Genomic DNA, 26,679 nt, shown 5'->3' on the forward strand with positions numbered 1-26,679 from the left:
GAAGGCACCTTGGTTCTGAAGACACCTGCGCATGCTGGACGCGCAGAGGTCCCGCCGGAAGTGATTAGCTTGCACTATCTGAATGAGCACGCTTCAGCTTGCCAGCGCCGCCTACGCATCGTCCTTTCGGTGAACAACAAGCCGATCGTCCTCCAGCTCGAACAGATAAAGGGGCCATCTCATGCTTGCAACCTCGAAGTGCCCTCGCCCCGACACGGTCCGGTATCTGGCGCGATTTGTCCTGGCCTCCGCGCGGCCCCTCTGATTGAATCAACAGCATCCGACTGAAAAGGGCCAGGCCATGACCGACCGGCGCGTGCGCTTTGACTTTGAGATTACTTTCTCGAACGGAGGCGGTCTCCAGGGCCAGGGTTTCCGCCTGGATATCGAGGGAGAAGACATTGCAGATGATGCGCTAGCGGCCTACGTCATCCGCGACATGAAGTTGCTGATGGTTGCGGACGTGCGGATCCTCAATAAGCAAGTGATCGAGGAGCAGCACAAGCGAGCTGACAGGCGGGACGATGAACCTGGCCATGCGGTCCTCGCTGCCGGCTATGTCGACCTCAGTCATACGATCGAAGACGGTATGGTGACCTATAAGGGACTGCCGGCGCCCCTCATCTGCGACCACCTGTCCCGCGAGAAATCGCGTGGCGTTTATGCCGAGGGTACCGAGTTCCAGATCGGACGGATTCAGATGGTAGGCAATACTGGAACGTACATGGATGTGCCATTCCACCGTTACGCGGATGGCTTCGATCTCAGTGCCTTGAGCGTGGCGACGATGGCGGACGTACCTGCAGTGGTCGTTCGGACCTTCGGCGTCGCAGGGCGCGCGATTGATTGGACGCATTTTGCGCCGGTCGACTGCCGCCATCGAGCCGTCTTGATCAACACCGGGTGGGACCGCCACTGGCGCACCGACCAGTATTTCGAAGGCCATCCCTTCCTCACCGAACAGGCGGCGGTCTACCTGCGCGACCAGGGAGCGCGCGTCGTCGGTATCGATTCGTTGAACATCGACGACACATCCGACGGCTACCGTCCCGTTCACTCGGTTTTGCTGGCTGCGGGCATCCCGATTGTCGAGCACCTGACAGCGCTGGACCGTGTACCTGTCGAGGGCTTCACCTTCACGGCGGCCCCTCCCAAGCTAAAAGGCATGGGCACGTTTCCGGTGCGCGCATTTGACCCACCCCTATCTCAGTTCTTACGCGAAAGGCCCAGCGCACGAATCACGTCTTCTCTGAGCAGATAGACGGAGACCACTAGCAAGACAAGGTCCTTCAAGAGGAATGCCGCATTCATCGCCATCGCGGGGAATCCACCAGCGCCCGCGTCCCATCCATCGGGGACGAACGGAAGGATACTCAGCGTGGATATGAAAGTGGCGATCGAGCCAAGGGCTCCCAACACACCCAGCTTCTTGTTCCAGAAGCCGAGCAGCAACAGCGAGCCGAAGGTCCACTCCGCGGTGCCAAGGAGGATGGCAGTGCCGTGAATGCCCAGGACCGGGATCGTCCAGGAGATCAGCGGTCCATGCGCAATCAGCGGCGCCAGCGCCGTGATCTCAGACTGGAACCATTTGTCGTAGCCAAACCACGCGAAGATGACGACCATCGCCAAACGAAGCAGGTGGTAGTCGAAGTCTTTCTTCAATAGGCCGGATTTGGCTAAGAGCTGGAGTAGCGCGTTCATGGTGCTTCCTTCGTGTGTTGAGTTGATAAACGCTATGCGACTAGACCACTTTACGAAGAACGAGCTATTCTTTCGATATCAATTAATCGCATAAACATGCTCAGAAGTATCAGTAGGTACCCTTGATGTCTCCGCCCCTGGACTGGTTAAGCCGCTTGCTAGAAATGACTCCCGTGCGCGGTCAGCTCGATCTGCGTTGCCAATACGGAGCACCTTGGCGCATCGATCAGGAGGCGTTTGCGGAGGGCGAAATGGCCTATCACATCGTCCTGGACGGGGCGGCCTCGTTGGTCGAGCCCAGCGGAATGAGCCCTCAACATCTGGAGCCGGGCGACATTCTGCTTATCGCCAACGGCGAGGCGCACTCGCTGCACGATCGTAGCGGCGCTCGACCGAAGCCCGCGTCGAGTCGCGTCGCGGCCAACCTGGTGTTCAGCCACAACGCTGGAGACGGGGAGCGCCTCGATATGTTGTGTGGTCGCTTTGTACTGATGCCGCCACACGCCCGGCTTTTACGACGGTATCTTCCGGCGCGCCTGATTATTCACACCGGCGGCATGGCTACAACGTCCGATAACGAGAGCGGCGCCGCGCTACACGGCCTCATGGCCCTGATGCAGGCGGAAAGCGGCGCTGACCATCTGGGTGGTCGCGCCATGCTCGATGCGTTGTCGACCGCGCTGTTCACCCTGACCTTACGTTTTGCCAGTGAGTCACGAGAAGTCCCACCCGGATTACTCGCCCTTGCGGGCTACCCTCGACTCGCCCCGGCTTTGGATGCGATGTTTCACGACCCTGGCCATCCCTGGACGCTTCCGCTTCTTGCAGCGAAGTGCAACATGTCGCGAGCGACGTTCGTCCGTCTGTTCCAGGAAAAGCTCGGCATGTCGGCCAGTGAATTGCTAACGGACATCCGTATGATGGTCTCGGCTAACGAACTACGGGCCACGACCGTCTCTACTGCAGGCATTGCCGAAGCCGTGGGTTACCAATCTGAAGCTGCTTTCCAGCGAGCTTTCAAGCTGCGCATGGGCGTAACCCCGTCTCGCTGGAGAAAGAAGACTGACTCCGTTTAACCGGTAGAAGAAGCGACACCAAAGAGTGTCACTTAAACCAGCATGGGCCCGGAAGCTATCCAGTGGAACTCGCCTGGCTGAAAAACACGAGGGATACCGCACTCAAGGCATCCCTCGCCGGGCAAAAGCCCGTTCAGGAAAACCTTAATCGACAGACGGAAAATCTACAGCGGTATCGTTGATTCGATTAAAGACGTTGGTGAACGACGCCACCGTGATCGCGAGGCTTATGTCCACGAGTTGTTCGTCGGTATAGCCTGCCTCTTTGATGGCATCGAACTCGGCTTGCGAACTTATGCCGCTTGTCGTCACCAGGTCGCGCACGAAATGAATCAGCGCGTTCCGCTTGTCGTCATCTGTAAGCTCCTTCTTGCGAATCTGCCTGAGTACATCCGGTTTCAGGCCACTCAGCTCGCCAAGCATGGTGTATGCGGCGACACAGTAGTCACATCCGGCTTCGGCGCTGACAAGCAGCTTAATGGTCTGTTGGTCCTGTTTGCTCAGACTGCCAGAAGCCAACACGCCATCGGCTTGCAGGATTGCCTTCAGTGCAGCAGGGCCATGTGCGCCGATGGATGCGAAGGTGTTGGGAACTGATCCCGAGGCCTTCTTGATCTGGGCATAGATTTCCGCAGCAGCCCCGGTGGCGGACTCTACCGGGGGGGTGTGAATGCGCGACATGGGAATGTTCTTCGTAGTTTGGGTAGCGGCTAATCTACGAGGAACTAATGGGATGACGAATGTTTCCGGGTGTCACTTACATGCTCTAAAGACTCATCTACCATAGATCCGTCAGCCAACCTTCGTCAGCGATCCATGGCCTTTGGGTGTCTTGATGGCGGTGCACGTGCCGCCAGGAACATTCATCCAGGCATTCTTCTGGTAGTCCGCCTTGGCCGTGCCGGCGCAGATGGTGCCCGGTCCGGCGGAGCAATCGTTCTGGCCTGCTTTAGCGACACCCCAGCATTTCTCCACTGAAGCCTTGACGGCTGGGGCATGCTCTTGTGCATGAGCCACGCCAGCGGCGAGGAAGGCGGCGACAAAGGCCAATGACGTGACGGAACGATGGTTCATGAGGTCTCCAGACGCTCGGACACAATGTCCGTATTCGTGAGGTCATTCGTCCGAGCGCGATGGTCGGTTACATGCGCTGGGCTACCGGCAGTTATGTTCGCGGCACAGCTGTTCAACAAGCTCTCGATGGTCCGGCAGATCGTCAAGCGCCCGAGCGGCCGCTTGCCGAATCATCGTGAACTCCTGGCGCGCCGCCTCCATGTCCGGATAGGCGCTGCGCACAGGCTCCAGGTCGGTCTTGAATTCCATCCCGTACAGCACGTACTGCCAGCTGGAGGTCATGAACATTTCCAGGTCGGAAACGAAATCCAGCCTGTGTGGCGGACGCTGCTTCCACTTCGCGAGCTTTTCCTGCAGGGTCTGCGGAATGCTGGCGACGTCGGCGTTGTCGATCCAGAACGGCGAGTCACGCCGCTGGCTCACGCAATAGTGCATCTTGATGAAGTCGATGATGCGGTCGTAGCGTGCAACCATCATCTCGTTGAAATGACGCGCCGCACTTTCCATGTTGTCCGTGTCGCTGGGCAACAGGTGCGTGAGCAGGTAGGTCGCCAGCTCGATCAGTGCGATGCCCGTGGATTCCAGCGGCTCGACGAATCCTCCGGCCAGGCCCACCGCCACGCAGTTCTTGCGCCAGTGCTCGGGACGGTATCCCGTCTCGAACTTGATATGCATGGCCTTCAGTCCCTCCCCTGCTCTGCCCACATAGCGCCGGAAAACTTCCTCGGCACGATCGTCGGTGGTGTGCCGCGACGAGTAGACATAGCCCGTACCGCGCCGCTTCTGCAATCCGATGTCCCAGATCCAGCCCGCCTCCTGAGCGGTGGAGATGGTGTATGAGGGGATCGGTGCATCGGGGCTTTCGTACGGCACCTGCATGGCCACGGCGCGATCAGCGAACAGCACGTCCGCACGGCTGCGGAACGGGGACTGCATCACGTTGCCGATCAGCATGCTGCGCAGTCCCGTGCAGTCCACGTACAGATCGGCGGTGAGCTCGCCCTCCTCCTTCGTCACCACGCGCGCGATGGCGCCGTGTTCGTCCAGCTCCGCGCGCTCCACCGTCGCCACATGCCGAACCACGCCAAGCGTCTGCTCGCCATGCTCGGCGAGCACGCGTGCGAAGCAGGCGGCATCGAAGTGGAAGGCGTGATTCAACGGCCCCTGATAGTCCGCATCCCTTGCGCGCTTGGGGGCGCGCGCGTGATCGACCAGCGCGCTCTGCATCGACACGGCGTCGGCGAACGACATGCCTTCCGGTGCGGCACCCAGCAGCCAGTACGGCAACAGCTCGGGGCCACCCGGGCGCTGGCTGGGTGCGTTGAAAGGATGAAAGAAGTGATCCGCTCCGGGTGTGCCTGGCGGCCGTACCCAATGGCGATAGTGGATGCCCTGCTTATACGTCGCGGTGGCGCCTACCAGAAAGCGGCGCTCGTCGATGCCGATGGCTGCCAGTGTGCCGCGAATCGAGGGAAACGTGGCTTCGCCCACGCCAAGCAGGCCGATGTCCGGCGATTCCACCAGATGTACCTGCACGCTCCGCGGATCGAACGCGTTGACCGCTTTGGCCAGATAGCACGCTGCAAGCCAACCGGCGGTGCCGCCACCGACGACCAACACCTTCTTCAGACGCGCCATGATGTGTTCCCGCCGGTGTTACACGAAAAAAACGCCGGGCCGCCCCACGCGAACCCGGCAAATAAGCCATTCCCGGGAGGGGATAGGCGACACTCCTGCGAGCACCGCCGGTAGGACGGCAAACGTCAGGCGGCCCGTGCGTCATGCGGGCCGCCCTGTATTACTTCAGAACCACACGCCGACCTGGACGCCATAGGTACGCGGCGCGAGGTATTGCGACACGTACTGCAGCGAGTTGTCGGCCATCAGGAAACGGCCGGCGCTGGTGCGGGTCTTCTTGTCGGTCACGTTCTGCACGTACCCGTTGACCCACCACTTGTCACCGGGCTCGCTGTAACGCAGCGACAGGTCGCCACGCACGTACGCCTTCTGCTTGTCGCCCGAACCCAGGTTGAAGTAGCTCAGCCACTGCGAGCTCTGGTACTGCGCACTGGCGCGAGGCGTGAGGCGTCCGCCGTTGCCAAGGTGGAACGTGTGCTCGTAGATGGCGGTGAGCGACACATCCGGCGCATGCGGCAGATCGTTGCCGGTGACGTTCATGCAGTTGGCGAGGTTGGACGCCGGCGGGCATGCCGGCAGGCCCTGGTAGTCGTTTGAACCGGCATAGATCAGCGTACCGAGCTTCTTCTTCGGAATGGCCGAGAAGATCAGGTTGAAGCGATCGTCCACCTGCTGATACGCCAGCTCGGACTCGAAGCCGAGCACCTTGGTGTTGCCGCCCACGTTGGAGAAGCCCAGGCCATGGTTCCCGTCCGGATAAACAATGGGCGCGGAAAGCTGGAAGTTCTTGAAGTCTTCGTAATAGACGGCCGTGTTCCACGTCATGTGGCCATCGAGGAAGGCGAACTTGCTGCCGACTTCATAGTTGGTCAGGCTCTCGGGCTTGTATAGCGTGCCCGCGTCCTGCGTACCACCTGACTTGTAGCCGGTGGACACGCTGGCGTAGACCATGCCGTTCTCGCTCACGTCGGTATCCAGGCGTACCAGCCAGGTCGGCTTGCTCTTGCTGTACTTGGCGGTGTTCCGCTGCGAGATGCTGAAGCCGTTCGACGGATCCGGATACACGTCCGGCGAGATCGGCAGCTGCGGCACGGTCGGATCGTACGCCCAGCCCCAGTTGATGCCGCCCTTGTTCTCCTTGTCGTCATGCGACCAGCGCAGGCCGCCGGTGAGGCGCCAGTGGTCGCTCATGTGCCAGGTGCCCTGGCCGAACAATGCGTACGACTCCACCGTTTCCTTCGGCTGGATGAAGGAACCCTGCCAGCTCACGGTGCCGTAGCGCGTACCGTTCATGATGGGGATGTCGAAGCGGATGTCGTTGTTTTCGTAGCCGTAGTACGCACCAAGGATCCAGTCCACGGTCTGTGGCCCGGTGGACTTCAGGTTGATTTCCTGGCTCCAGTTCTTGTAGTGGGAACTGTTGGTGCGATCGTCCTGGTAGACGCCATTGGTGGTGAAGCTGGTGGGCACGCTGACACCGACGTCCTGGTCGAAGTCGCTCTGGCCCGAGTACTTGTTGTAGCCGGCGATGTAACTGAGCTGCATGCCGTCGGTGATGTTCCAGTCCATGCGGCTGCGCACCGTGTTGGACGTACGGTGCAGATAGGGCGCGGTGTCGCTCAGCGTGGACCAGAATTTCTCCCCCTCCCGCGGCGTCTGCATCAGGCTCATGCTGGGCGTGCCGCGATCGATGAAGTACTCGTAAGACAGGTTCCACTTGAACGAGTCGCTCGGCTGCCACAGCGCACTGACGCGTGCGGCGGACTGATCCTGAGCGTTGTACTTGTCGCCCTTCTGCACGTACTGACCGGGGTCGATCGGCTTGAAGTTGGCCGCCGTGCCCCCGGAGGCGAGGTACGTCTGCTGCTGCTGTGCCACGCTGGGCAGCTGGCCCGACGGATCCTGGTAATCGACGTAGCCATCGTGCTGCTCGTGAACCACGGCGACGCGCATGGCGAAGGTGTTGCTGATGGGCAGGTTGAACGCGGCGCGAGAGCCGATCTGGTTGTAGTTGCCCGCCTCCACCTGCGCATTGCCGTAAAAGCCCGCGCCGATGTCCGGCTTGGCCGTCTGGAAGCTGATCGCGCCGGCGGTGGAGTTGCGGCCCCAAAGGGTGCCCTGCGGGCCGCGCAGCACTTCGACACCGTCCATATCCAGCAACAGACCCGACGCAGCCTCGGCACGTGGTGCGTACACGCCGTCGACGAAGGTGGCGACTTCGGGATCGGCGTATTCGGTCTTGGCGCTGTCATTGCCGATGCCGCGCAAGGTAAGCGTCACGACGCCATGATCGCCCTGCGATGTACCTTGCAGGCCGGGTACCAGTTTGGTCAGGTCCTGCACCGTCATGACGCGCTCTCGGTCGAGCGTGTCGACGGAGATCGCCGTGACCGCCACCGGCGTCTTCTGCAGCGGCGTATCGCGCTTGGTCGCGCTGACCGAAATGGCATCCAGATTCTGGACTTTCTTGTCGGCAGCCTCTGGATTCTTCGAGGGCGCGTTTTGCACTGTCGCGTCCTGATCCGCAGCAAACAGCGTGCCCGGCGCAAACGCGAGTGACATGGCGACATACAACATCTTGTGACGCAGATTCATCTGACTCTCCCCATCGATCAATCGTTCGGATCAGTGATGTCCGCCGCACGCGGCGGCCATGACAAAGATTTCCCAACTCCCCTGATGCGCCATCAACCCCGAATGACAGCGCTGTCATTGCTGGATAATAGAGCTCCATTGCGATGAATGCTTGCCGCAGGGCAGCATGTCATCAAGGCATTCAAAAACTCATGCTGCACGACCTCGCACCGCTAGCAGAGCCCTTCAGCGACTCTAAATTGGTGCAGAGCAAATAGGCGTCCTGGCGTCCGATCCACGAAGACGGTGTCCATTTGCAATTCAGAACAGCGGCTCGACCTTTATGGCTTGTCCCCGTGAGGCGGGCACGACAAGGTTCGGTCCGCGACCGTGCCCAGTGACACGTCAGTGATGGCAATCTGCGCGCCGGAGTGACTGGACCATTCAAAGGGCCGATCTATCCTGCTCATGTTCGCACCGGCATCGCGGAAACATTTCAACGGAATGCCCACACGCAGCCATTGTCCTTTAGGCAAGGTAGAAAGCTGCTCTCCGACGGGCACCTGGGCGTTGCAACCGGCACCGCAGCCGATGCCAAGGGTCGAGGTATCTCCTGCTGACAGGGCATCGACCCTCAACGTGGTCACCAGCAAGACATCACCATTGGTTTCACGCTCCACATCCAGTGGCGCGGGCGCAACCAGTTCAACGCTTGCCGCACCGACACCGGTACCGGACCAGCTCAGGCTGCGCGCGTCCTCCTGCGCTTTATAGTCGAGCGCGCTGAAATGCAGGCTGCCGTCTGGCGTGGCGGCTGGGGCGGCGGCGACATTCATGGCCACGCCGTCCGCGCCGGTCAGGCGCACCACGACATCCTGTGACGGCTTGCCACGGGTGAAGTAGACGCCGGCCTGCTCGCTGCTTAGTACGAGGCCCGGATCCTCAGGCAACTTGCCGGTCTTCGCGCTAGCGGCATAGGTCAGGCCGAAGTCATAGGGGAACTGCGGATGCTCACCCTTCGCTATGGCCGCTACCGGTACCTGCACCGCACTACGTGGCCACGCATAGGCCAGCTTGCCGTGGAAGTCGTGCGCTATACGACCGTCACCGGCACGTAGCAGGACGTCCGCGATGCCCTCGCCTTCGCTGCCCGGTAGCCATGCCACCACGAAGGCATCAGCGGCGTTGATCTCACGATTCACCCATAGCGGCCGGCCGGTCAGGAACACCGCCACCACGGGCACGCCCTGCCCGCGTAGCTTGCGAATCAGGTCGAGGTCGTGATCGTTGCCCGGATGGTATGCCAGGTTCGCGCGGTCTCCCTGGAACTCCGCGTACGGGTCCTCGCCGAACACCACGATGGCGACATCGGGCTTCTGCTTGTAGTCGCCCTCCACCGACAGTTCGGCGCTGCCGCCAGCCGCCTTTACCTGTGCCTGGAGACCCGCCCAGATGGAGGTGGCTCCCGGGAAATTCGCGTTGGTTTGACCGGTGCCCTGCCAGGTCAGCGTCCAGCCGCCGTTCTGTTTGGGGATGTTGTCGGCGCCATCACCGGCAACCAGAACATGCTTGCGCGGATCGATCGGCAGAACGCCGTGGTTGTTCTTCAGCAGCACCAGCGATTCGCGTACGGCCCGACGCGCAACCGCACGATGCGAAGGACTCCCGACCACTTCCGCCGACCTGGTTGCCAGTGCATTGGCCGATGGCAACCCCGCCTCGAACATGCCCAGACGCATCTTCACCCGCAGGATGCGAGTCACCGCGTCGTCGATCCGGCTCATCGGAATCACGCCGCGCTTCACCTCAGCCAGCGTGTTCTTGTAAATCCCTTTCCACGAGTCAGGCGCCTCCAGCATGTCCAGTCCGGCGTTGTATGCCGCGGCACAATCTTCGTTGGTGCAGCCGGGCACTTGCCCGTGCGCGTTCCAGTCGCCCAGCACGATCCCGTCGAAGCCCATGCGCTCCTTCAGCACGCCGGTAATCAGGGACTTGTTGCCGGCCATCTTTACCCCGTTCCAGCTGGAGAACGAGACCATCACCACCTGCACACCCGCCTTGATCGCGGGCGGATAGCCTGCTGCGTGTATGTCGCGCAAGGTCGCCTCGCTGATCTGGGCGTCGCCTTGATCCTTGCCGTCGTGGGTGCCGCCATCGCCGAGGAAATGCTTGGCGGTAGCGATCACATGCCCGGCGTCGAGGAATTGGGAAGTGCCCGGTTTGCCTTCCAGCCCACCGACCACCGCGGCGGCGTATTGCGCCACCAGCGCCGGATTCTGCGAGTAACCTTCGTAGGAACGGCCCCAGCGCACATCCTGTGGCACGGTGAGCGTGGGCGCGAACGTCCAGCTGATGCCGCTGGCACGCAGTTCCTGTGCGGTGACCTCACCGATGTCGTGGATCAGTTGCGGATCGCGCGTGGCGCCCAGCGCGGAGTTCTGCGGGAAAAGGGTGCTGCCGACCAGGTTGTTATGGCCATGCACGGCGTCGATACCGAACAGCACCGGGATCGCGAGCCCTCCGCGCGATGTGTCCATGGAAGCGCGGTAGAACGCGTCGGACAGCGCCTGCCACTGGGTGGCAATGGGGTACGGCTGCCCGGGCGGTTTGGAATTGCCACCGGCCAGAACCGAGCCAAGGCGATACTCGCGCACATCGTCCGGCGTCACGTACTTGATGTCGGCCTGGATCATCTGGCCGACCTTGTCCTCCACCGACATCTTCATCAGCAGAGCCCGGACCCGGGCTTCGATCGCGGGGTCAGGCGGCAGCGGCGATTCGCCTTGGGGCCACTGTTCGGGATGGACGATGGTGGCCTCGCCCGCCGTGGCTGGAACGGTCGCCAGCACGACGCCGGCAAAAGACAGCGCTACGGAAAGGGGTCGCAAAAACAGGCTCGATCGCTGCAGCAGTGGCACGTCAAAGCTCCAGGCTGGCGCACCGGCGGTACGCTTCCGAGCCGCATGGTGGCAGGAATGACAGCGCTGTCAATTTGCGTTGCAGCACGACCTTTGCCCATCCGGTGAGCGAGCGGTCTCAGGGTGCGATGGCTGTGGAGCCGCGGATCTGCAGGGAGAAAGGCATCTGTACGAGCCGACCGGTGCCGTGACCGCGTAACTCGGTCAGCAACTGCTCGGCCGCGATCTTCCCCATCTCGCGACTGGGTTGCTGAACAGTGGTGAGCGCCGGCCAGAGCTGGCGCGAAAGGGGCGTATCGTCAAAACCACAGACCGACAGGTCGTGAGGTACCTTCAGGCCATACTCGCCCGCCGCCCACATCACGCCGGTGGCCATGTCGTCATTGGCAGCGAATACCGCCGTCGGTCGCTCCGCCAGGGAAAAAAGCTGCCGCGCCGCCTCCACACCCGAGCCGAACGTGAAAGCGCCCTGCACCACCAGCGCCGGATCTTCGGGCAAACCCGCGGCGGCCATGGCCTCTCGATAGCCTGCCAACCGCCAGCGGCTGGCGCCATGATTGGCGATGCCGATTACGTGAGCGATCCGCCGATGGCCCAGCTCCAGCAGATGCTCCACGATCGCACGCGCGGCGTGCTGCTCATCCATCGTCACGCCCAGGGTCTTTCCGCGCCGCAATGGCGACACACTGGCATAGGGCACCTTATGCTCACGCAGGCGTTTCAGCAGCGGCGCATAGTCGGTAATCGGCGGCGTCAGCACGACACCGTCGGGATGATGGTCGGAAATCAGCGTATCCAGGCGACGGATAAAGTCGCCGTCGCGCATGCGTAGCGGCCGCACCATCATGCTATAGCGATGCGCGTCACAAGCCTCGAGCACGCCGTCCTGAATTTCGGCCAGATAGGTCGAGGACGGGTTATCGTTGTTGTCGTACAACATCGCTACCAGGAACGAGCGATTGCCCGCCAGGCTGCGTGCCGACGGATGGGGGCGATAATCCATCGCCTCCATGGCCGCACGCACGCGCTGGCGCGTGGCATCGGTCACGTTGGCCTCGTCATTGAGCACGCGCGACACCGTCTTGGGCGATACGCTCGCTGCGCGCGCCACATCTTCGAGGCGTACCCGCATGGATTCTCCGCTGTGATCACACTGTCGATCGACTATGCCGCCAGAACCCTCGCCTTACAAGGGCAACCAACGACGTCGATGCTGCGCCCGCAGCATGCGGGTTGCGCCGGGTCATGACATAACGGTTACTGGAGGAGGTACCGATGACCTGGATCAACCACAGTGCAGACCCGCTTCGTGCGCGCTGAGCATGTCGCCGACGGGCGTGGCCTCGCGGAACGACGTCGCCTGCCAGAAGGTCAGGCACCGATGACGCAGCGATCCGCACTCTCGTTCTGGCAGATATGGAACATGTGCTTCGGCTTCCTGGGCCTTCAGTTCGGCCTCGCACTTCAGAACGCGAATGTCAGTCGGATATTCCAGACATTGGGCGCGAACGTAAATGACATCCCCGCCCTATGGATCGCCGCGCCGCTCACGGGGCTGATCGTGCAACCGATCGTCGGTCACTACTCCGATCGCACCTGGAACCGCCTGGGCCGACGCCGGCCGTACTTTCTGGCCGGAGCCGTGTTCGCCTCGCTGGCACTGCTGTGGATGCCGAACGCGCCGGCGTTGTGGATGGCTGCCGGCTTGCTGTGGATTCTGGATGCCTCGATCAACGTGTCCATGGAGCCATTCCGCGCCCTGGTGGGCGATCAACTGCCCACGCGACAAGGTCCCGCTGGTTTCGCGATGCAGAGCTTCTTTATCGGTGCCGGTGCGGTGGTCGCCTCCATCCTGCCCTGGGTACTGGCCCGGTTCGGCGTCGCCAACGTGGCGGCGGACGGAGGCATTCCCGATACGGTGAAGTACGCCTTCTACGTCGGTGGCGCGGTACTACTGGGTGCCGTGCTCTGGACCATACTGACCACGCCCGAGTACCCGCCTGCACAGCTGCATGCGTTCACCGACAACGTGCCCGAAGGGCCGTCGGTGGATGTGTCGAAGGCCGGGCGACCCGGTTTGTTACTACTGCTGGCTGGCGCCGCGGTCTTGTTCGCGATCAGTCATTTCGCGCTCGAAAAGGAGGTTTACCTCCTGGCCGGCGGCCTGATCGTGTTTGGCCTCCTGCTCACCTGGCTCAGCCGCACCCGCAGCCGCGGGATGTTGCGCGAGATCACGGGCGACCTCTTCGGCATGCCCGAGTCGATGCGGCGACTGGCCGGTGTGCAGTTGTTCTCCTGGTTCGCGCTGTTCGCGATGTGGATCTACACCACTGCGGGTGTGACTCAGACGATTTACGGAACTGCCGATACCGGCTCATCCGCCTACAACGAAGGGGCCAACTGGGTTGGCGTGCTGTTCGCCGCATACAACGGATTCGGGGCACTGGCCGCGGTGGTGATCCCGCTGATGGTGCGTCGATGGGGCCTGCGCATCAGTCATGTGGTGAACCTGTGCCTTGGTGGCGCAGGCTTGTTGTCGTTCCTGTACATCCGCGATCCACGCTGGCTGCTCGCCTCGATGGTAGGTGTCGGCTTTGCCTGGGCCTCGATTTTATCGCTGCCTTATGCACTGCTTTCGGACAACCTGCCAACCGCGAAGATGGGTGTCTATATGGGCATCTTCAATTTCTTCATCGTGATTCCGCAGGTGCTCGCTGCCAGCGTCCTCGGGCTACTACTGCGGCTGTGCTTTCACAACCAGCCCATCTGGGCACTTGGTATGGGCGGGGTTAGCTTGCTCATCGCAGGTCTGTGCACTCTGTACGTGCCCGAGCCGGAAGGCCGAGCTTAGGGACGCATTTATCGGGGTGTCTCTGGATTCTTACGTTTAGATCGTGACAAACTCCCAAGCCATTGGGATACTCCGACATCCACGAAGCGGGATGTCGTATGAAGCGTCGCGATGTACTTAAGGGGATCTCACTCTTCTCTGGCGCTGTAGCCCTTGGTCGCCCTGCACTCTCCGCAGCGGACCAGGCGGTGGCCGGGAAAACGGTATCGAAGATCGCCCAGCCCGTCAGAGGACTCCGGCGCATTGCCGGTCGCTTACAACAGCCGATACGCCTCACTCTCGAAACCAGCTCCGCGCAGGACGCCGTTGTCACGTCGATTGGTGGAGTCGAGATCGACCGGCGATCCCTTGCCGCCGGCAAGCAGACGTTCGATATTTTCATCGATCCTGTCGCTCATCCCACGTCTGTTGACCTTGCCGTACGCCTGGGTGACGCGACCCTGCGCGACACGGTCCAGATGCATCCCGTGCGCAAGATGCAGGTGTACATCCTGCCTCATTCCCACCACGACCTCGGCTACACCGAACTGCAGTCGGATGTCGAAGAACGGCAGATGCGCAACATCAGCTTAGGGATCGACCTCGCCCGGAGAACGGCGGGGTATCCGGAGGGCTCGCGCTTCGTGTGGAACCTCGAAGTGCTGTGGGGTGCCGACCTTTACATGCGTCGCAAGTCCCCCGACGAGAAGGCCGCTTTCCTCGAAGCGGTGCGCAAGGGGTGGATTGCTCTCAATGGCTCGTATGCCAATGAGCTGACCGGGCTATGCCGCCCGGAAGAGCTGTTGCAGCTGTTTCGCTATGGCACCGAGCTATCGCGTGCGGCGGGAACGACGATCGATTCAGCGATGATGAGTGACGTGCCGGGATACACGTGGGGCACGGTCGACGCGATGGCCCAGGCGGGCATTCGCTACTTTTCTTCGGCGCCGAACTACTTCGATCGCATCGGCCGCTTCATGGACACGCTTCAGGACAAGCCGTTCTGGTGGGTTTCCAAATCTGGCAAGGCGAAGGTCCTCTTCTGGATTCCGTGGACAGGCTATGCGATGTCCCACGTGATGACGGCCGACGACGAATGGGTGGGAAAATATCAGGAACGCATGGACGAGGCTCGCTTCCCCTACGACATCTCCTACGTGCGCTGGGCCGGCCACGGCGACAATGCCGAACCCGACCCGGGCATCGCCGAGTTCACTCGTGCCTGGAATGAGACGTACGAGTGGCCGAAGTTCACTATCGCATCCACCAGCACGGCCTTCACGGCGTTCGAACGACGCTACGGATCCCAGCTGCCCCAGTTGCAAGGTGACCTCACTCCGTACTGGGAGGACGGCGCAGCCTCATCGGCGCTGGAAACAGCCATCAATCGGAATGCTGCCGACCGCCTTACCCAGGCGGCGACCTTGTTCGCACTTCGTAGACCCCACGCTTATAACGCGGATGCGTTCAACGACGCCTGGCGCGATGTGCTGCTCTTCTCCGAGCATACGTGGGGAGCGGCGGCGAGCGTGACTCAGCCCGAAGCCTCGATGACCGTGAATCAGTGGAGCGTGAAGCGCGACTTCGCCCTGGACGCCGAACGAAAGTCACGGGCGTTGTTTGCCGAAGCCAAGGAGTTATCCGACCCGGTGCAAGGCAAGGTCGATGTCGTTAACACCTCCTCCTGGCCCCGCGGTGGAATCGTACTGCTCCCGCGCGAGCTTTCATCGGCGGGAGATCGCGTTACCGACGCCCATGGTCGCGCACTGCCCTCGCAACGTTTGTCCACGGGCGAACTCGCCACGCAGATCCCGGAGATGCCTGGCCTGAGCACGGCCCGATTCACGGTGACCAAAGGGTCCCCTACTCCACCTGCTGTCCCTGTTAGTTACCGGGATGGCGAGATTCGCAATGGTCATCTCCGCGCGCGAATCGACCAGGCCTCAGGCGATATTGTCGAGCTGGCAGTCGCTGGAAGTGACGCGAACCTGGTAGACACGCGAGGCGGCTGGACATTGAACGAGTTCGTCCTGCTGCAGGGCGACGACGCTCAACACCTTGGCAAGAGCGGCACCGCGACGATCCTCGTCGAGGAGAGCGGCCCGCTGATCGTTAGCCTTCGTGTCGAATCGACCGCGCCACTGTGCGAGAGCCTCGTGCGGCGGGTCCGTCTCGCTGCAGATCATGACTTCCTCGAGTTGGATAACACCGTCGACAAACGTCGCGCTGACTATGCCTCGACGACGGATGACAAGGGTCGTCATCCCGTACTGAAAGAGAGTATCCAGTTCGCCTTTCCGTTCGCCGTCGAGAACGGACAGCTGACCGTCGATGTGCCTTTTGCGCAGGTGCGTCCGGAGCTCGACCAGCTTCCTGGATCGTGTAAGAACTGGATGCCGGTGAGTCGCTGGGTCGATGTATCGAACACGACCGGCGGGATCACCTGGGTCACCCTCGATGCCCCACTGATCGAGGTGGGCGGGATCACTGCGACCAAACTGAATTCGCAGACCGACCCTGAGGTGTGGCTACGTCACCTGGATCCGACGCAGACGTTTTTCTCCTGGGTCATGAACAACCATTGGGGAACCAACTATCGCGCGTGGCAGGCGGGCCCTGTGACGTTCCGTTACGCGCTCAGGCCACACAAGGGAGCAGACTTTGCCCGTGCCACGCAGTTCGCTACCGGACTGAGTCAGCCCCTGGTCGTCATCGCCGCCGCCGGCGCGGTCTCCATGGTTGGCGCGCTACTCCACGTTGAGCCAGCCGACGTTGTCGTGGAAGAGCTCAAGCGCAGTGCTGACGGAAAGGACTGGATCGTTCGGCTTTTCAACGCATCCGATCGGTCCGCTGATGTGAGGTTGAGATGGTCGCCGCATGCCGATGTCATCAGGACGTCGCGCAGTAACCTCGCGGAAGAGCCCGTCGAAGCGCCTCACGACACGTTTGCGTTAGCTGCGAGCGAGCTGCTGATCGTCAGGGCAACGTCGCGGGGATGATGGGTGCCGCTACGGCTCTGCCACCCGGATTAAAGAAACCGTCACACTCAAACGGCATTGATAACACTACGATCTTCCGGATAACTCGGACGCAAGGAGACATGCATATGATGAAGCTGGCAAACGGGTTCTTGATCGCGGCTCTACTGACAAGTACCGCCCACGCACAGACCAATGCAGGCGATCAGAAATCCGATCCCGACCTTCCTTTCAACATCACGAAGGTGGCCAGCTTCGATTTGCCCTGGCGCATCGCGTTCCTGCCCGATGGCCGCATGCTGGTGACCGAGAAGGTGGGGCGCCTCCAGCTGGTGACGCCGCAGGGCGCCAAGACCGAGATCAAGGGCGTGCCGGCCAGCTACTTCGAAGGTCAGAACGGCATGCTCGGCGTCTTCCTTTCGCCCCATTACGCCCGTGACCACAATGTGTACCTCACCTATGTCGCGCCCGGTGACTATGGCGGCGGCCTGGCCATGGGGCGAGGTCAACTGGTACTGGACGGCGATCAGGCGCGGCTGGATAACTTCCAGGTGCTGTGGCGCCAGATGCCCACGGGCAAGGGCGGCCAGGCCGGCGCCCAGATCGCTTTTTCGCCGGACGGCAAAACCCTCTTCCTCACCGTGGGCGATCGCCAGCGCTTCACGCCCGCGCAGGATCCCGATCAACCGGTAGGCAAGATCCTGCGGCTGACGCTGGACGGAAAGCCTGCGCCAGGCAATCCATGGGCAGGAAAGGTCGGTGCTCGCAGCATTCCGCTGATCGATCCGGCGACAGATACCGAGGCAGCTAAAACGGCGCCGGTCGTCAGCACTTATACGTTCCCCGGCCCCAACCTTACGCCGTCCGAAACCTGGAGCACCGGCCATCGCACACCTTATGGCCTCGCCTTCGCTCCTGATGGTCGACTGTGGGAGCTCGAGCACGGCCCTCGCGGCGGCGACGAACTGAACCTGATCCAGCGTGGCAAGAACTACGGCTGGCCGCTGGTTTCGTATGGCATGAACTATAACGGCGTGCCCATCCCCGGGACCGATACGCGGACCGATCTGGTCAAGCCCGTGATCTATTGGGTGCCGGTGATCGCGCCCGGCAGCCTCATGTTCTACAAGGGCAGCATGTTCCCGAAATGGAAGGGCAGCGCCCTGATCAGCGGCCTTGTCAGCCTGGGCATCATTCGCGTCACCGTTGACGCCAAGGGTGGCGCCACCGCGGTCCAGCGCTGGAGCCTCGGCAAACGCATCCGCGATATCGAAGAGGCGCCGGACGGCTCCCTTTGGGTACTGGAAGATGCCGAACCCGGTGGCCTGTACCGGCTCACACCGAAATAAGTCCACCCGACGTATTCCCTGCCCTCCCGCCTTGCCCGATGCAGTGCAGCGTGGCAAGGTGTGCGGCTTCGTGGCGGCCTGAGCCTGTCTGCGTACGCCGCACAGGAAATACGTATGTCCCGTTCCACCCTCTCCGTCCGCCAGAACCTGCTGGCGGGGCTGACCACCGCGTTCGCGCTTGTGCCTGAAGCCATGGCCTTCGCCCTGGTAGCGCACCTCAATCCGTTGATGGGCCTCTATGGCGCGGCGATCATCGCGGCACTCACGGCAGCCTTCGGTGGCCGACCGGGCATGATTTCCGGCGCGGCCGGCTCGATGGCCGTGGTGATCGTGGCCCTGGTGGTACAGCACGGCAGCGAGTACTTCCTGCTGACCGTGCTGCTCGGGGGCCTGATCCAGTGTCTGTTCGGTTTGCTGCGCCTGGGTAAGTTGGTGCGGATGATTCCACATCCGGTCATGCTCGGCTTCGTGAACGGCCTGGCGATCGTGATTGCCGGTTCGCAGCTGGAACATCTACACGCGCCTGGCGGCGGCTGGCTCAGCGGCAATGCGCTTTACCTGATGCTTGGCCTGGCGCTCGTGGCCATGCTGGTCGTGTATCTGCTGCCACGGCTGACCCGGGTCGTGCCCTCGGCGCTGGCGTCGATCGTGATCGTCAGCCTGATCGTGCATCTGTTCGGCCTGCCCACCCGCGCCGTCGGCGATATCGCTTCCATCAAGGGCGGCCTGCCTTTGCTGCATTGGCCGCAGGTGCCATGGACGCTGGATACGCTGAAGATCGTGTTTCCCTATGCGCTGGTGATGGCCATGGTCGGTCTGCTTGAGACCCTGCTCACGCTCAATCTGGTCGATGAAATCACCGCTACCGAAGGCCAGCCCAATCGCGAATGCATCGCGCTGGGCGCAGCCAATGTCGTGTCTGGCCTGTTCGGCGGCATGGGCGGCTGCGCGATGATCGGCCAGACCATGATCAACCTCACTTCAGGCGGGCGTACGCGCTTGTCTGGCATCACGGCCGGTGTGCTGGTGATGTGCTTCGTGTTGTTTCTCTCGCCGCTGATCGAACGTATTCCGCTGGCGGCGCTGTTTGGCGTCATGCTGGTGGTGGCGCAGAAAACCTTCGCCTGGGGAAGCGTGCCGTTGCTGCGCCGGCTGCCACTCTCCGATGCGCTGACCATCGTCGCCGTGACCGTCATCACCGTGCTGGCCAATCTCGCCACCGCCGTGCTCTGTGGTGTCCTGATCTCTGCGATCGCCTTTGCCTGGAAGCATGCCGATCGCCTCAGCGTGAATCGCGAGGAGCTGCCCGACGGTGGCCGTCTCTATCGTCTGCGTGGCACCTTGTACTTCGCTGCCACCTCACGGCTGATGGCCATGTTCGACGTCGAGAACGATCCGGCCTACGTCGAGCTGGACTGCTCCGGCGCGCATCTGGACGATCACTCGGCCGTCGAGGCGATCGAGACACTACGCCGTCGCTATGCCCAGCAGGGGAAGCAGTTGCACGTCACGCGGCTCAACGATGCCTGCGAGGCCTTGCTGATGCGTGTCGGCGGCACCGAGGCATCAGCTTCGCGTCACTGACGTCCGCTGTATCGCTTTAAGCGGTGCCTTGGGCGACTCCTTCGAGGGTTTCGCTCCTCAGGTGCCTGGGCTTACCGTATGTTCCCGGCGAGGGCGTCTGCACGACGTAGCTGGTTCCCCCAAGGCAGGAAATATATGAAGTCTCGAAACCGCCACGACAGTCAGCAAGAAGGCGTTACGGGACTGCGCCCTGCTATCGGCGACAGGATCAACGACAAATCGGCACCGCCCGATGAGAACACGGTTCGCGACTGGATCGGGGCGAAAGGCTTCAGGCACTGGGTGAAGCTGCGGAGCTGGATCGACACATCCTACCCTGGCATTTTCGAGCCGGAATGGCTTTACGGTGGCAAGAAGCGCGGTTGGACCCTGCGCTACAAGAAGACCAAAGCGTTCTGCACCTTGCTGCCGGGATACAGGCTGCTTTCAGTCCAGGTGGTCCTGGGGCGAGCGGAACGAGAGAAGTTTGAAGAGCGGCGTTATGTATGGCGCCCGGAACTCGTCAAACTCTACGACGAGGCCCGCGCATACCCTGATGGGAAGTGGCTGACGGTTGCGGTCTCATCTGCAGATGATCGGCGCGATGTGACAGCGCTCGTTAGCATGAAGCGCCCTCCACAATAGATCGCGTCGCTAAGGAATGAGTTGATGGTCGCGCGCGAACCGGGTGCAGAGTTCGCTCAGGCCATCAGGGTCCACCCAACAGGAGTTCTTTGGCAGCCATCAGAAGCAACGAGGATTGTGTTGCTCCCACGGCAGCTAAGCCGCCAGCACTGTCGTGGACTTGATGAACCAGACGGACCCAGAACTCGCGTTCCGTACTCTCAGTAGTGCTCATCGCGAGTTCCGTAGCTGGGGATTATCCCCGGCCGTGATGTAGCTCGCGTACGCGGTCGTAGCAGGCACCGCACAGAATCGCGATAGCCGCGAATGCCATCGATCGCTCATTCCAATCACCACTGATACCACCCTCTTGAATGCGTACAGCCTCACAAGCTGAGCACCATGCGTCGCCCCGCGGCTCCTCAGACCAGAAAAAGCCAACTTTCTCGCCGGTCTTGAGCGACTGAACCAAGTGCCGACAGACGAATGTTTCCTGCTGTTCTCCATGCACCTCGCACTGGATGACGTCACTCACGAGCCCTTTCCCGGGCGTGCCGCCGAAATGAACAGGCCGAGGAACTCCAACATCACCTGATTGAAGGCTTCTGGCCGCTGCAGCGGAGCGAAGTGGCTCACGTCGGGCAGCAGAACGAACCGCGCGCCCGGAATGCTGCGTGCGATGTACTCAGCGTGCTCACGCTCGATGAACTCGTCGTGCTCACCCAGGACACTCCACACCGGAACAGCCATTTCCCCCAGCTGGTCAGGTCCGTAGTTCGGCTGGCCAGCCTGCATCAACCCCAGATCGTCACGCATCGCCTCGAAGCCACCCACGACGGGTGAAAGCGCCGCGTACTCCTTGACGTGATGGTTGTAGATGCGGTCGATCACAGCGGAGGGATGGAAGGGTTTTGCGCCCGTGCTGTCGACATTACAGCCGAAGAAGAACACGCCTGCCGAGCGGCTGGACGTTTCTCGCGACAGCACGAGGGCGATATCTGCCCCGTCACTCCAGCCGATGAAGGCGGCCCTGGAGACGCCAAGCGCATCCATGACGGCGCGGGTATCGGATGCCATGAGTTCGTAGCTATAGGGCCTCTCATCGCGGGTCGAACGCCCCTGCCCCCGGCTGTCGATCACGATCGCCGCATAGCCTGCCTCGACCAGCGCGGGAATCTGATAGCCCCAGTTACCCGAATTCCCAAGACCGCCGTGTAACAGGATAACCGGCGGTCCGGCACCAAAACTGGCGTACCAGATGCGGGCGTCTTCGTTACTGGCGTAGCCGCTTGTGACCGGCGTGGGAAGCGATGGGACGCCGTGCACCGCGAGGTGCCCCAGTTCATCGTCGCGGATCCGCCGATCGAAAGCGGTAGAGGTGGAGGTGTGCGTCATGCCGCGATCATAACGGCTGGTTACGGTCGTTGCTCTCGAAGCAATACGCGTTGCCGGCGTGTGGATTTCACGGCCCGCTCGCAGCCCCGCTGGCCGAATCAGGTAGCCTCCCGGCTCCACCGAAAGTGTTTCATTTGTAAATTAATTCGGCGTTTTCCGCCTAGCGGATGAGAGCAACCAGACATAGGCTGCTCCATGAGTTCGGGCGGCATGCTCGCACCATGGCGGACGGATTCAGTGCCCGCCGGAAAGCAAACCGTCTTCAGTCTTGTCTCGGCGGAGTTTGGAGTGACATTGGCGATCGAGCGCCGCTGTCCGGAATGCAGATGTGCCAGAAACACGCTCATTACCCTAAGAGGAGCCTCTCATGTCTAAGACGAAACCCACGATTGTCTTTTGTCACGGTATCTGGGCCGACGGCTCATGCTTCAGTAAGGTGATCCCTCCCCTGCAGGCTGAAGGGTACGAAGTGATTTCCGTTCAATACGGCCTCGACAGTTTCGAAGAGGATGTGGCCACGGTGAAGCGCACGCTCAATCGCGTCGGCAGCCCGGTTGTCCTTGTTGGCCATTCTTACGGCGGGGCCACGATTACCGCCGCGGGTGTCGACAAACGCGTCGTGGCGCTGGTGTATATCGCAGCGGTCGCGCCGGACGTCGGGGAGACCGTCCAGAGCCAGCTCGACAAATTCCCATCCGACATTTTTTCGCGCGTCGAGGTGGCGGACGGACGTGCCTGGATGCTTCCGAATGGCGTTGAATTCTTCGCGGGCGATCTTCCCGCAGCAGAACAGAAGCTCGTCTGGGCTACCCACTACGCCCCTGTTGCCGACCTCTTCCAGCAGCAGAAGCTTCAGGAAGTTGCGTGGAAGTCCAAGCCCAGCTGGTACGTCCTCGCCAGGAACGATCACACCGTGCATCCCGACCTTCAGCGTTTCCTTTCCAAGCGCATGGGAGCCACTATCGTCGAGGTCGAGAGCAGCCATGTACCCATGCTTTCGCAGCCGGACGTTGTCGTAAATACGATCCGACAGGCAGCGACGGCCACGCAGACCGCCTAGGTCTGACAGTCATAAGACACGGTGGGCGAACTCCGCCCACCGTGCGTTTGCCGGCTCTGTTCGTTCTCGTAAGGCCCTTGCGTCCTAGTGTTTCAGAAAGTCGGTCGCATATTGCGTCACGGCCGCCGACGCAATGAGGTTGTAATGCGTCGTGCCAGGCACGACAGCCAGCTGGTTGGGTGAGCGCAACGACCCATCCAATCCAGCATCCCTCCGCCCGCCGCCGAGCAGCTTGTAGAACTCGGCGATGTGTTCGGGCCGGATGTAGTCCGCATCGGCAAACACGAGCAAGGTCCGGGCCTTGATGCCACGTATCCCCGCGGACCAGTCGAAATCCTGCTTGCCGAGTTCACCGGTCTTGCGCATCAGCGTTGGCCAGTCGACACCGGGATACATTTTTGCCAAAGGCGACTTCGCGATGTCCGCTCCGATCGCATCGGCTGAAGCGGGCATCTGCTCGAAGGCCGTCCTGACTTCCGGATACTCGCCTTTGCTCGAATAAGGGGCCGAGACGACTACCAGTTTGTCGAGCATGTCGGGATGCCTGATCGCGAACTGCAGCGCGATCGCGCCGCCGAACGAATAGCCCATCACACTCGATTTGTCGATCTTAAGTTGCTTGAGCACCGCTGCCACGTCGTCGGCAGCTTGTTCGATCGACCAGGGTGCGGCCGTATCCTTGCTGTGCCCATGCCCGCGGGCATCGATGGCAATCACCTTGAAGTTTTTTGCCATTGCCGCAAGCGGGGCCCCAAACATCTGGGACGGATCCACCCCGCCATGCAACATGACCAGCGGCGGGCCTGCTCCACGGATTTCGTAGTAGAGCTCGGTCCCGTTCACTTTGGCGTAGCCGCTCTGGCCCGGTTGGGCGAGTACGGGCGCGGCCGTGACCATGATCGCAATGAGCAGGATTGTCCGAGCTACGATCTTCATCATGTCGTTCCCCATCCGCCAGGTGCGCCCGGCTCAATCCTACCGGCTCAACGACGCACCCGCCAAATGGGGCCACCTGTCAGCCTCGAGGGCGAGCCTATTGCAGCTTGAGCGGTATGCTGCAGTTAGCGGTGACCTGTCCCTTCGCCGCCGGACACAGGATCGCGGCGAAACCGCCGTTCGCCGGTACGTCGAACGACAGGCTTCCGTCCGCCGTGACATCCTGGACACTGCGAACCACATCGCCGCGACCCACACCATCTCGGACGATGTCGGCACGCCAGGCGCCGTTCTTCAGCCAGCTCAACGGCACGGTGAGCCGACGCCCTGCCCCTGCCGCAATGGCACCGATGAACCAACGATTACCATTGCGTCGGGCGAAGATCGCTTCCTGGCCGGGAGTCCCGGCGATGAGTTTCGTCTCGTCCCATACCGTCGGGATCTGGTCGAGAAATGCCAGTGCGACCGGGCGGGATTCATAGGCTTCAGGGCGGTCGGCCAGATGTGTCCAGCCTGATTCAAACACGATCGGCAAGGCGACCTCGTGCGCAATGCTCGCTTCCTGTCGTCCTGCGTCGAAGGCGACAGGTGTGTAGTCCATCGAGCCCACCACATTCCTCGTGAACGGCTGAATCGTGTTACCAACCGCGGGTGCATTGTTCTCAGCACCGCGCACACCTTCCATCGACATCAGGTGCGGCCAGGTGCGTGCCAGACCGTGCGGGATGGTTGCCCCGTGGAAGTTCACCATCAGGTGCAGGCGGGCCGTGTCGGCCAGCGTGTCGTCGTACCAGCGGAAGCGCGCTTGCGAATCCGACTCCATGAAATCGATCTTGACTCCTTTGACGCCCCACCCCTTCACCTTGGTCAGTTCCGCCATGCGCTTCGCAGAGGTGTCGAGCTTCGACCAATGAAACCAAAGCAGGATGTCGACATGCTTCGCATTGGCGTAGCGCACCAGGTCGGGAACCCACGCGTCTTTCCAGCCCTCGTCGACAAGAACGTAAGGGATGCCGTTGCGCGCCGCAAAATCCACATAGGCACGCTGCCGCTGAGGGTCGGAAGGGCTGTCGTGTTCGCTGAGCCAGGACCATGCGACCTTGCCCGGTCGTACCCATGAGGTGTCGGTGAGTTTCGATGCATCAGCCAGATCATCCACCAGCGTGGATTCGGTCACCGTGGCGAGGTCACCGGCGATGACGGTGCGCCACGGCGTGATGCCCGTGCTGTCGACACGCCCGTCAGCGAGGGTCAGTTGCCAGTCGGTGGTTCCGACGGTGTGGTGCAGGCGGCTCCCGTCGTAACGACCATCGGCATTGGCCTCAGTGACCAACACATAGTTTTCCCCGATACGAAACAACGAGGGATAGCCGTAATCGCCCGAAACGGCGGCACCCGCGGTGGTCTCAATCCGCTCCTTTTCGTATTGCGGCCCGTAGGGTAGAAGCCATGCCCTGGCATCCGCAGGAACGATAAAGCGGGTGGCTTCGCCGAGCACGGTGGCTCGTGTCGCACCGGGTAATTCATAGCGGAAGGCCACGCCGTCATTGGCCACCCGAACCACCACGTCGAGCGCTTGCCCAGAGGCGTTACGCAGCGAGTAGCGCGTCTCGGCCAGGTTTGCGCTTCGATCGAGGCGCTTGCCTGTCGTCATGCGGTAACGCTCGCTCAGCTGCCGCGTCTGTGTCCCCACGAGCTTCATGTCGTGGGTGAGATCGGCGTCGGCTGTACGAAGCCCGAGGACCTCGTCCACCAGCGGCCCGCCCTTCGGGTCGGTGATCGAAAGGACGGGTCGACCGCCGTCGCGGAAGACCAGCGTCGCCAGGGGCGGGCTAGCGAAAGCCGGTACGGCAATCAGGGCGGCAAGGGCGGCGGAGAGACGGCGTAGTCCCCTCGAACGGGCTTCAGACGGCATTCGTGCTTCCTCTGGTTAGTCCTTGAATATAGCCGGCGTCCCGACCCAGATCATGCGCACCTCGGACTTCCCGGCGTTACGCATGCTGTAAGGATGCCTCTGGTCGAAGTGCGCACTGTCACCGACGTTCAGCACGAACTTCTTCCGGCCTACCGTCATTTCGAGCGTACCGCTGAGGATGTACCAGAAGCCCTCGCCTTCCCGATGGATCGTGGGGGCCACGAGGCCGGGCGGAACGATCAGCCGCAACGCTTCCATCTTGCGTTCGGGATGCCGACCGCTCAAACGCTCGTAGACCACCGGCGATTCCAGGTCGATCCGGTCGTGCTCGCCGGCCCGGCAGACGATCTGCCCCGGCGTGGGTACGCCGACGAAGTAATCGACGTCCACATCGAGCGCCTGGGCGATGGCCTCCAGTGAGAGCAGTGATGGATGAGCGAGGTTCCTCTCGACCTGCGAGAGGAACGGGATGGAAAGGCCTGAACTGCCGGCCAGGGCCTGCAGGGTGAGCCCCAGGCCCCGTCGTCGGTCGCGAATCGCGGAACCGATACTCAGTGCTGCGGCCATGGTTACGAGCTGTGGTCGCTGCTGATGAGCCAGCGTGTGCCGACCTTATGGAAAAGCAGTGTGGTGATCCCCGAGACCTCGGCGCCGGTGTCCGGTTTGAGGTGGTAGCGACCGACGACAAAGGCGTACTGGGAACCCAGCGGTTTGACGTCGATCAGTTCCAGGGTGAGCTTGCCCAGGCTGGCGCCGGGCTTCTGAAAGCGCGAGGCATACATCGCTTCGATCGCCTCATACCCCTCGATGGTGCCGCTCGCGCTTACATAGCGGGTGCCCGGGGCATGCTCGTAGCACTCCATGAAGGTCTTCAGGTCACCGGCCGACCAGGCGGCAGCACTGGCGTCGAGCGCCTGCTTGATGGCCTGGGAGGTCGACACGGCCGGTGTTTCAGCCGACACGGAGGCAGTCATCGCCACTGCGCCCACGGCACAGAAAAGAAAGGACATGGTTTTCATGGCACCCCTTGAGCATGAGAGAAGTAGCG

20 protein-coding genes are annotated in these 26,679 nt (G+C 61.8%); 8 read left to right on the forward strand and 12 right to left on the reverse strand.

Annotated features, from left to right (window positions below; all coding sequences use genetic code 11):
• Positions 1 to 301 precede the first annotated feature (301 nt).
• A complete protein-coding gene (locus tag C8J98_RS05350) occupies positions 302 to 1,261 on the forward strand; it encodes a cyclase family protein (protein ID WP_107911654.1) in 960 nt (319 codons plus the stop codon).
• Here C8J98_RS05350 and C8J98_RS05355 read toward each other — a convergent pair.
• Positions 1,207 to 1,701, reverse strand: a complete 495-nt coding sequence (locus C8J98_RS05355; protein ID WP_107911656.1) for a DUF417 family protein — start codon at positions 1,699 to 1,701, stop codon at positions 1,207 to 1,209. The genes C8J98_RS05350 and C8J98_RS05355 overlap by 55 nt on opposite strands.
• A gap of 125 nt (positions 1,702 to 1,826) precedes the next feature.
• Between C8J98_RS05355 and C8J98_RS05360 the strand changes: the two genes are divergently transcribed.
• Positions 1,827 to 2,777, forward strand: coding sequence for an AraC family transcriptional regulator (locus C8J98_RS05360; protein ID WP_107911658.1), 951 nt, complete (start codon positions 1,827 to 1,829; stop codon positions 2,775 to 2,777).
• 144 nt (positions 2,778 to 2,921) lie between these two features.
• On the opposite strand, the gene C8J98_RS05365 is transcribed toward C8J98_RS05360, so the two are convergent.
• From C8J98_RS05365 to C8J98_RS05390, 6 genes are all read right to left on the reverse strand, one after another.
• Positions 2,922 to 3,458, reverse strand: a complete 537-nt coding sequence (locus tag C8J98_RS05365; protein ID WP_107911660.1) for a carboxymuconolactone decarboxylase family protein — start codon at positions 3,456 to 3,458, stop codon at positions 2,922 to 2,924.
• A gap of 111 nt (positions 3,459 to 3,569) precedes the next feature.
• Positions 3,570 to 3,851 carry a DUF2282 domain-containing protein gene (locus tag C8J98_RS05370; protein ID WP_107911662.1) on the reverse strand — a complete coding sequence of 94 codons (282 nt, stop codon included), beginning with the start codon at positions 3,849 to 3,851 and terminating at the stop codon, positions 3,570 to 3,572.
• 81 nt (positions 3,852 to 3,932) lie between these two features.
• Positions 3,933 to 5,489 (reverse strand): tryptophan halogenase family protein, encoded by a 1,557-nt coding sequence (locus C8J98_RS05375; protein WP_107911664.1) that lies wholly within the window; start codon positions 5,487 to 5,489, stop codon positions 3,933 to 3,935.
• A gap of 165 nt (positions 5,490 to 5,654) precedes the next feature.
• Positions 5,655 to 8,084 (reverse strand): TonB-dependent receptor, encoded by a 2,430-nt coding sequence (locus tag C8J98_RS05380; protein WP_107911666.1) that lies wholly within the window; start codon positions 8,082 to 8,084, stop codon positions 5,655 to 5,657.
• A gap of 320 nt (positions 8,085 to 8,404) precedes the next feature.
• Positions 8,405 to 10,930 carry a glycoside hydrolase family 3 protein gene (locus tag C8J98_RS05385; RefSeq protein WP_233260156.1) on the reverse strand — a complete coding sequence of 842 codons (2,526 nt, stop codon included), beginning with the start codon at positions 10,928 to 10,930 and terminating at the stop codon, positions 8,405 to 8,407.
• Positions 10,931 to 11,099: 169 nt separating this feature from the next.
• Positions 11,100 to 12,113: a LacI family DNA-binding transcriptional regulator gene (locus tag C8J98_RS05390; RefSeq protein ID WP_107911668.1), complete on the reverse strand. Its 1,014-nt coding sequence runs from the start codon at positions 12,111 to 12,113 to the stop codon at positions 11,100 to 11,102.
• A 249-nt stretch (positions 12,114 to 12,362) separates the two neighbouring features.
• On the opposite strand from C8J98_RS05390, the gene C8J98_RS05395 reads away from it, so the two are divergent.
• From C8J98_RS05395 to C8J98_RS05415, 5 genes are all read left to right on the forward strand, one after another.
• The gene (locus tag C8J98_RS05395) at positions 12,363 to 13,832 is read left to right on the forward strand and encodes an MFS transporter (protein ID WP_107912596.1); all 1,470 of its coding nucleotides are present in this window, start codon (positions 12,363 to 12,365) and stop codon (positions 13,830 to 13,832) included.
• 98 nt (positions 13,833 to 13,930) lie between these two features.
• Positions 13,931 to 16,810: a glycosyl hydrolase-related protein gene (locus C8J98_RS05400; RefSeq protein WP_107911670.1), complete on the forward strand. Its 2,880-nt coding sequence runs from the start codon at positions 13,931 to 13,933 to the stop codon at positions 16,808 to 16,810.
• A gap of 107 nt (positions 16,811 to 16,917) precedes the next feature.
• Positions 16,918 to 18,138: a PQQ-dependent sugar dehydrogenase gene (locus tag C8J98_RS05405; protein ID WP_107911671.1), complete on the forward strand. Its 1,221-nt coding sequence runs from the start codon at positions 16,918 to 16,920 to the stop codon at positions 18,136 to 18,138.
• 114 nt (positions 18,139 to 18,252) lie between these two features.
• Complete coding sequence (locus C8J98_RS05410) at positions 18,253 to 19,722, forward strand: SulP family inorganic anion transporter (RefSeq protein ID WP_107911673.1); 1,470 nt, start codon at positions 18,253 to 18,255, stop codon at positions 19,720 to 19,722.
• A 135-nt stretch (positions 19,723 to 19,857) separates the two neighbouring features.
• The gene (locus C8J98_RS05415) at positions 19,858 to 20,346 is read left to right on the forward strand and encodes a DUF3788 domain-containing protein (RefSeq protein WP_107911675.1); all 489 of its coding nucleotides are present in this window, start codon (positions 19,858 to 19,860) and stop codon (positions 20,344 to 20,346) included.
• Positions 20,347 to 20,856: 510 nt separating this feature from the next.
• On the opposite strand, the gene C8J98_RS05425 is transcribed toward C8J98_RS05415, so the two are convergent.
• The gene (locus tag C8J98_RS05425; RefSeq protein ID WP_107911679.1) at positions 20,857 to 21,720 is read right to left on the reverse strand and encodes an alpha/beta hydrolase; all 864 of its coding nucleotides are present in this window, start codon (positions 21,718 to 21,720) and stop codon (positions 20,857 to 20,859) included.
• Positions 21,721 to 22,087: 367 nt separating this feature from the next.
• Here C8J98_RS05425 and C8J98_RS05430 point away from each other — a divergent pair, with 367 nt between their 5' ends.
• On the forward strand, positions 22,088 to 22,780 hold the full coding sequence (locus tag C8J98_RS05430) for an alpha/beta hydrolase (RefSeq protein ID WP_107911681.1): 693 nt from the start codon (positions 22,088 to 22,090) through the stop codon (positions 22,778 to 22,780).
• Between the two features lie 84 nt (positions 22,781 to 22,864).
• On the opposite strand, the gene C8J98_RS05435 is transcribed toward C8J98_RS05430, so the two are convergent.
• The 4 genes from C8J98_RS05435 to C8J98_RS05450 form a co-directional block, all read right to left on the reverse strand.
• Positions 22,865 to 23,719, reverse strand: a complete 855-nt coding sequence (locus C8J98_RS05435; protein WP_199229820.1) for an alpha/beta hydrolase — start codon at positions 23,717 to 23,719, stop codon at positions 22,865 to 22,867.
• Between the two features lie 94 nt (positions 23,720 to 23,813).
• The gene (locus C8J98_RS05440; RefSeq protein ID WP_107911683.1) at positions 23,814 to 25,631 is read right to left on the reverse strand and encodes a glycoside hydrolase family 97 protein; all 1,818 of its coding nucleotides are present in this window, start codon (positions 25,629 to 25,631) and stop codon (positions 23,814 to 23,816) included.
• Positions 25,632 to 25,646: 15 nt separating this feature from the next.
• Positions 25,647 to 26,198, reverse strand: coding sequence for an XRE family transcriptional regulator (locus C8J98_RS05445; RefSeq protein WP_107911685.1), 552 nt, complete (start codon positions 26,196 to 26,198; stop codon positions 25,647 to 25,649).
• A gap of 2 nt (positions 26,199 to 26,200) precedes the next feature.
• Positions 26,201 to 26,650 carry a nuclear transport factor 2 family protein gene (locus tag C8J98_RS05450; protein WP_107911686.1) on the reverse strand — a complete coding sequence of 150 codons (450 nt, stop codon included), beginning with the start codon at positions 26,648 to 26,650 and terminating at the stop codon, positions 26,201 to 26,203.
• Between the last annotated feature and the right edge of the window lie 29 nt (positions 26,651 to 26,679).

Source organism: Luteibacter sp. OK325, assembly GCF_003050935.1.
Taxonomy (GTDB): Bacteria; Pseudomonadota; Gammaproteobacteria; order Xanthomonadales; family Rhodanobacteraceae; genus Luteibacter.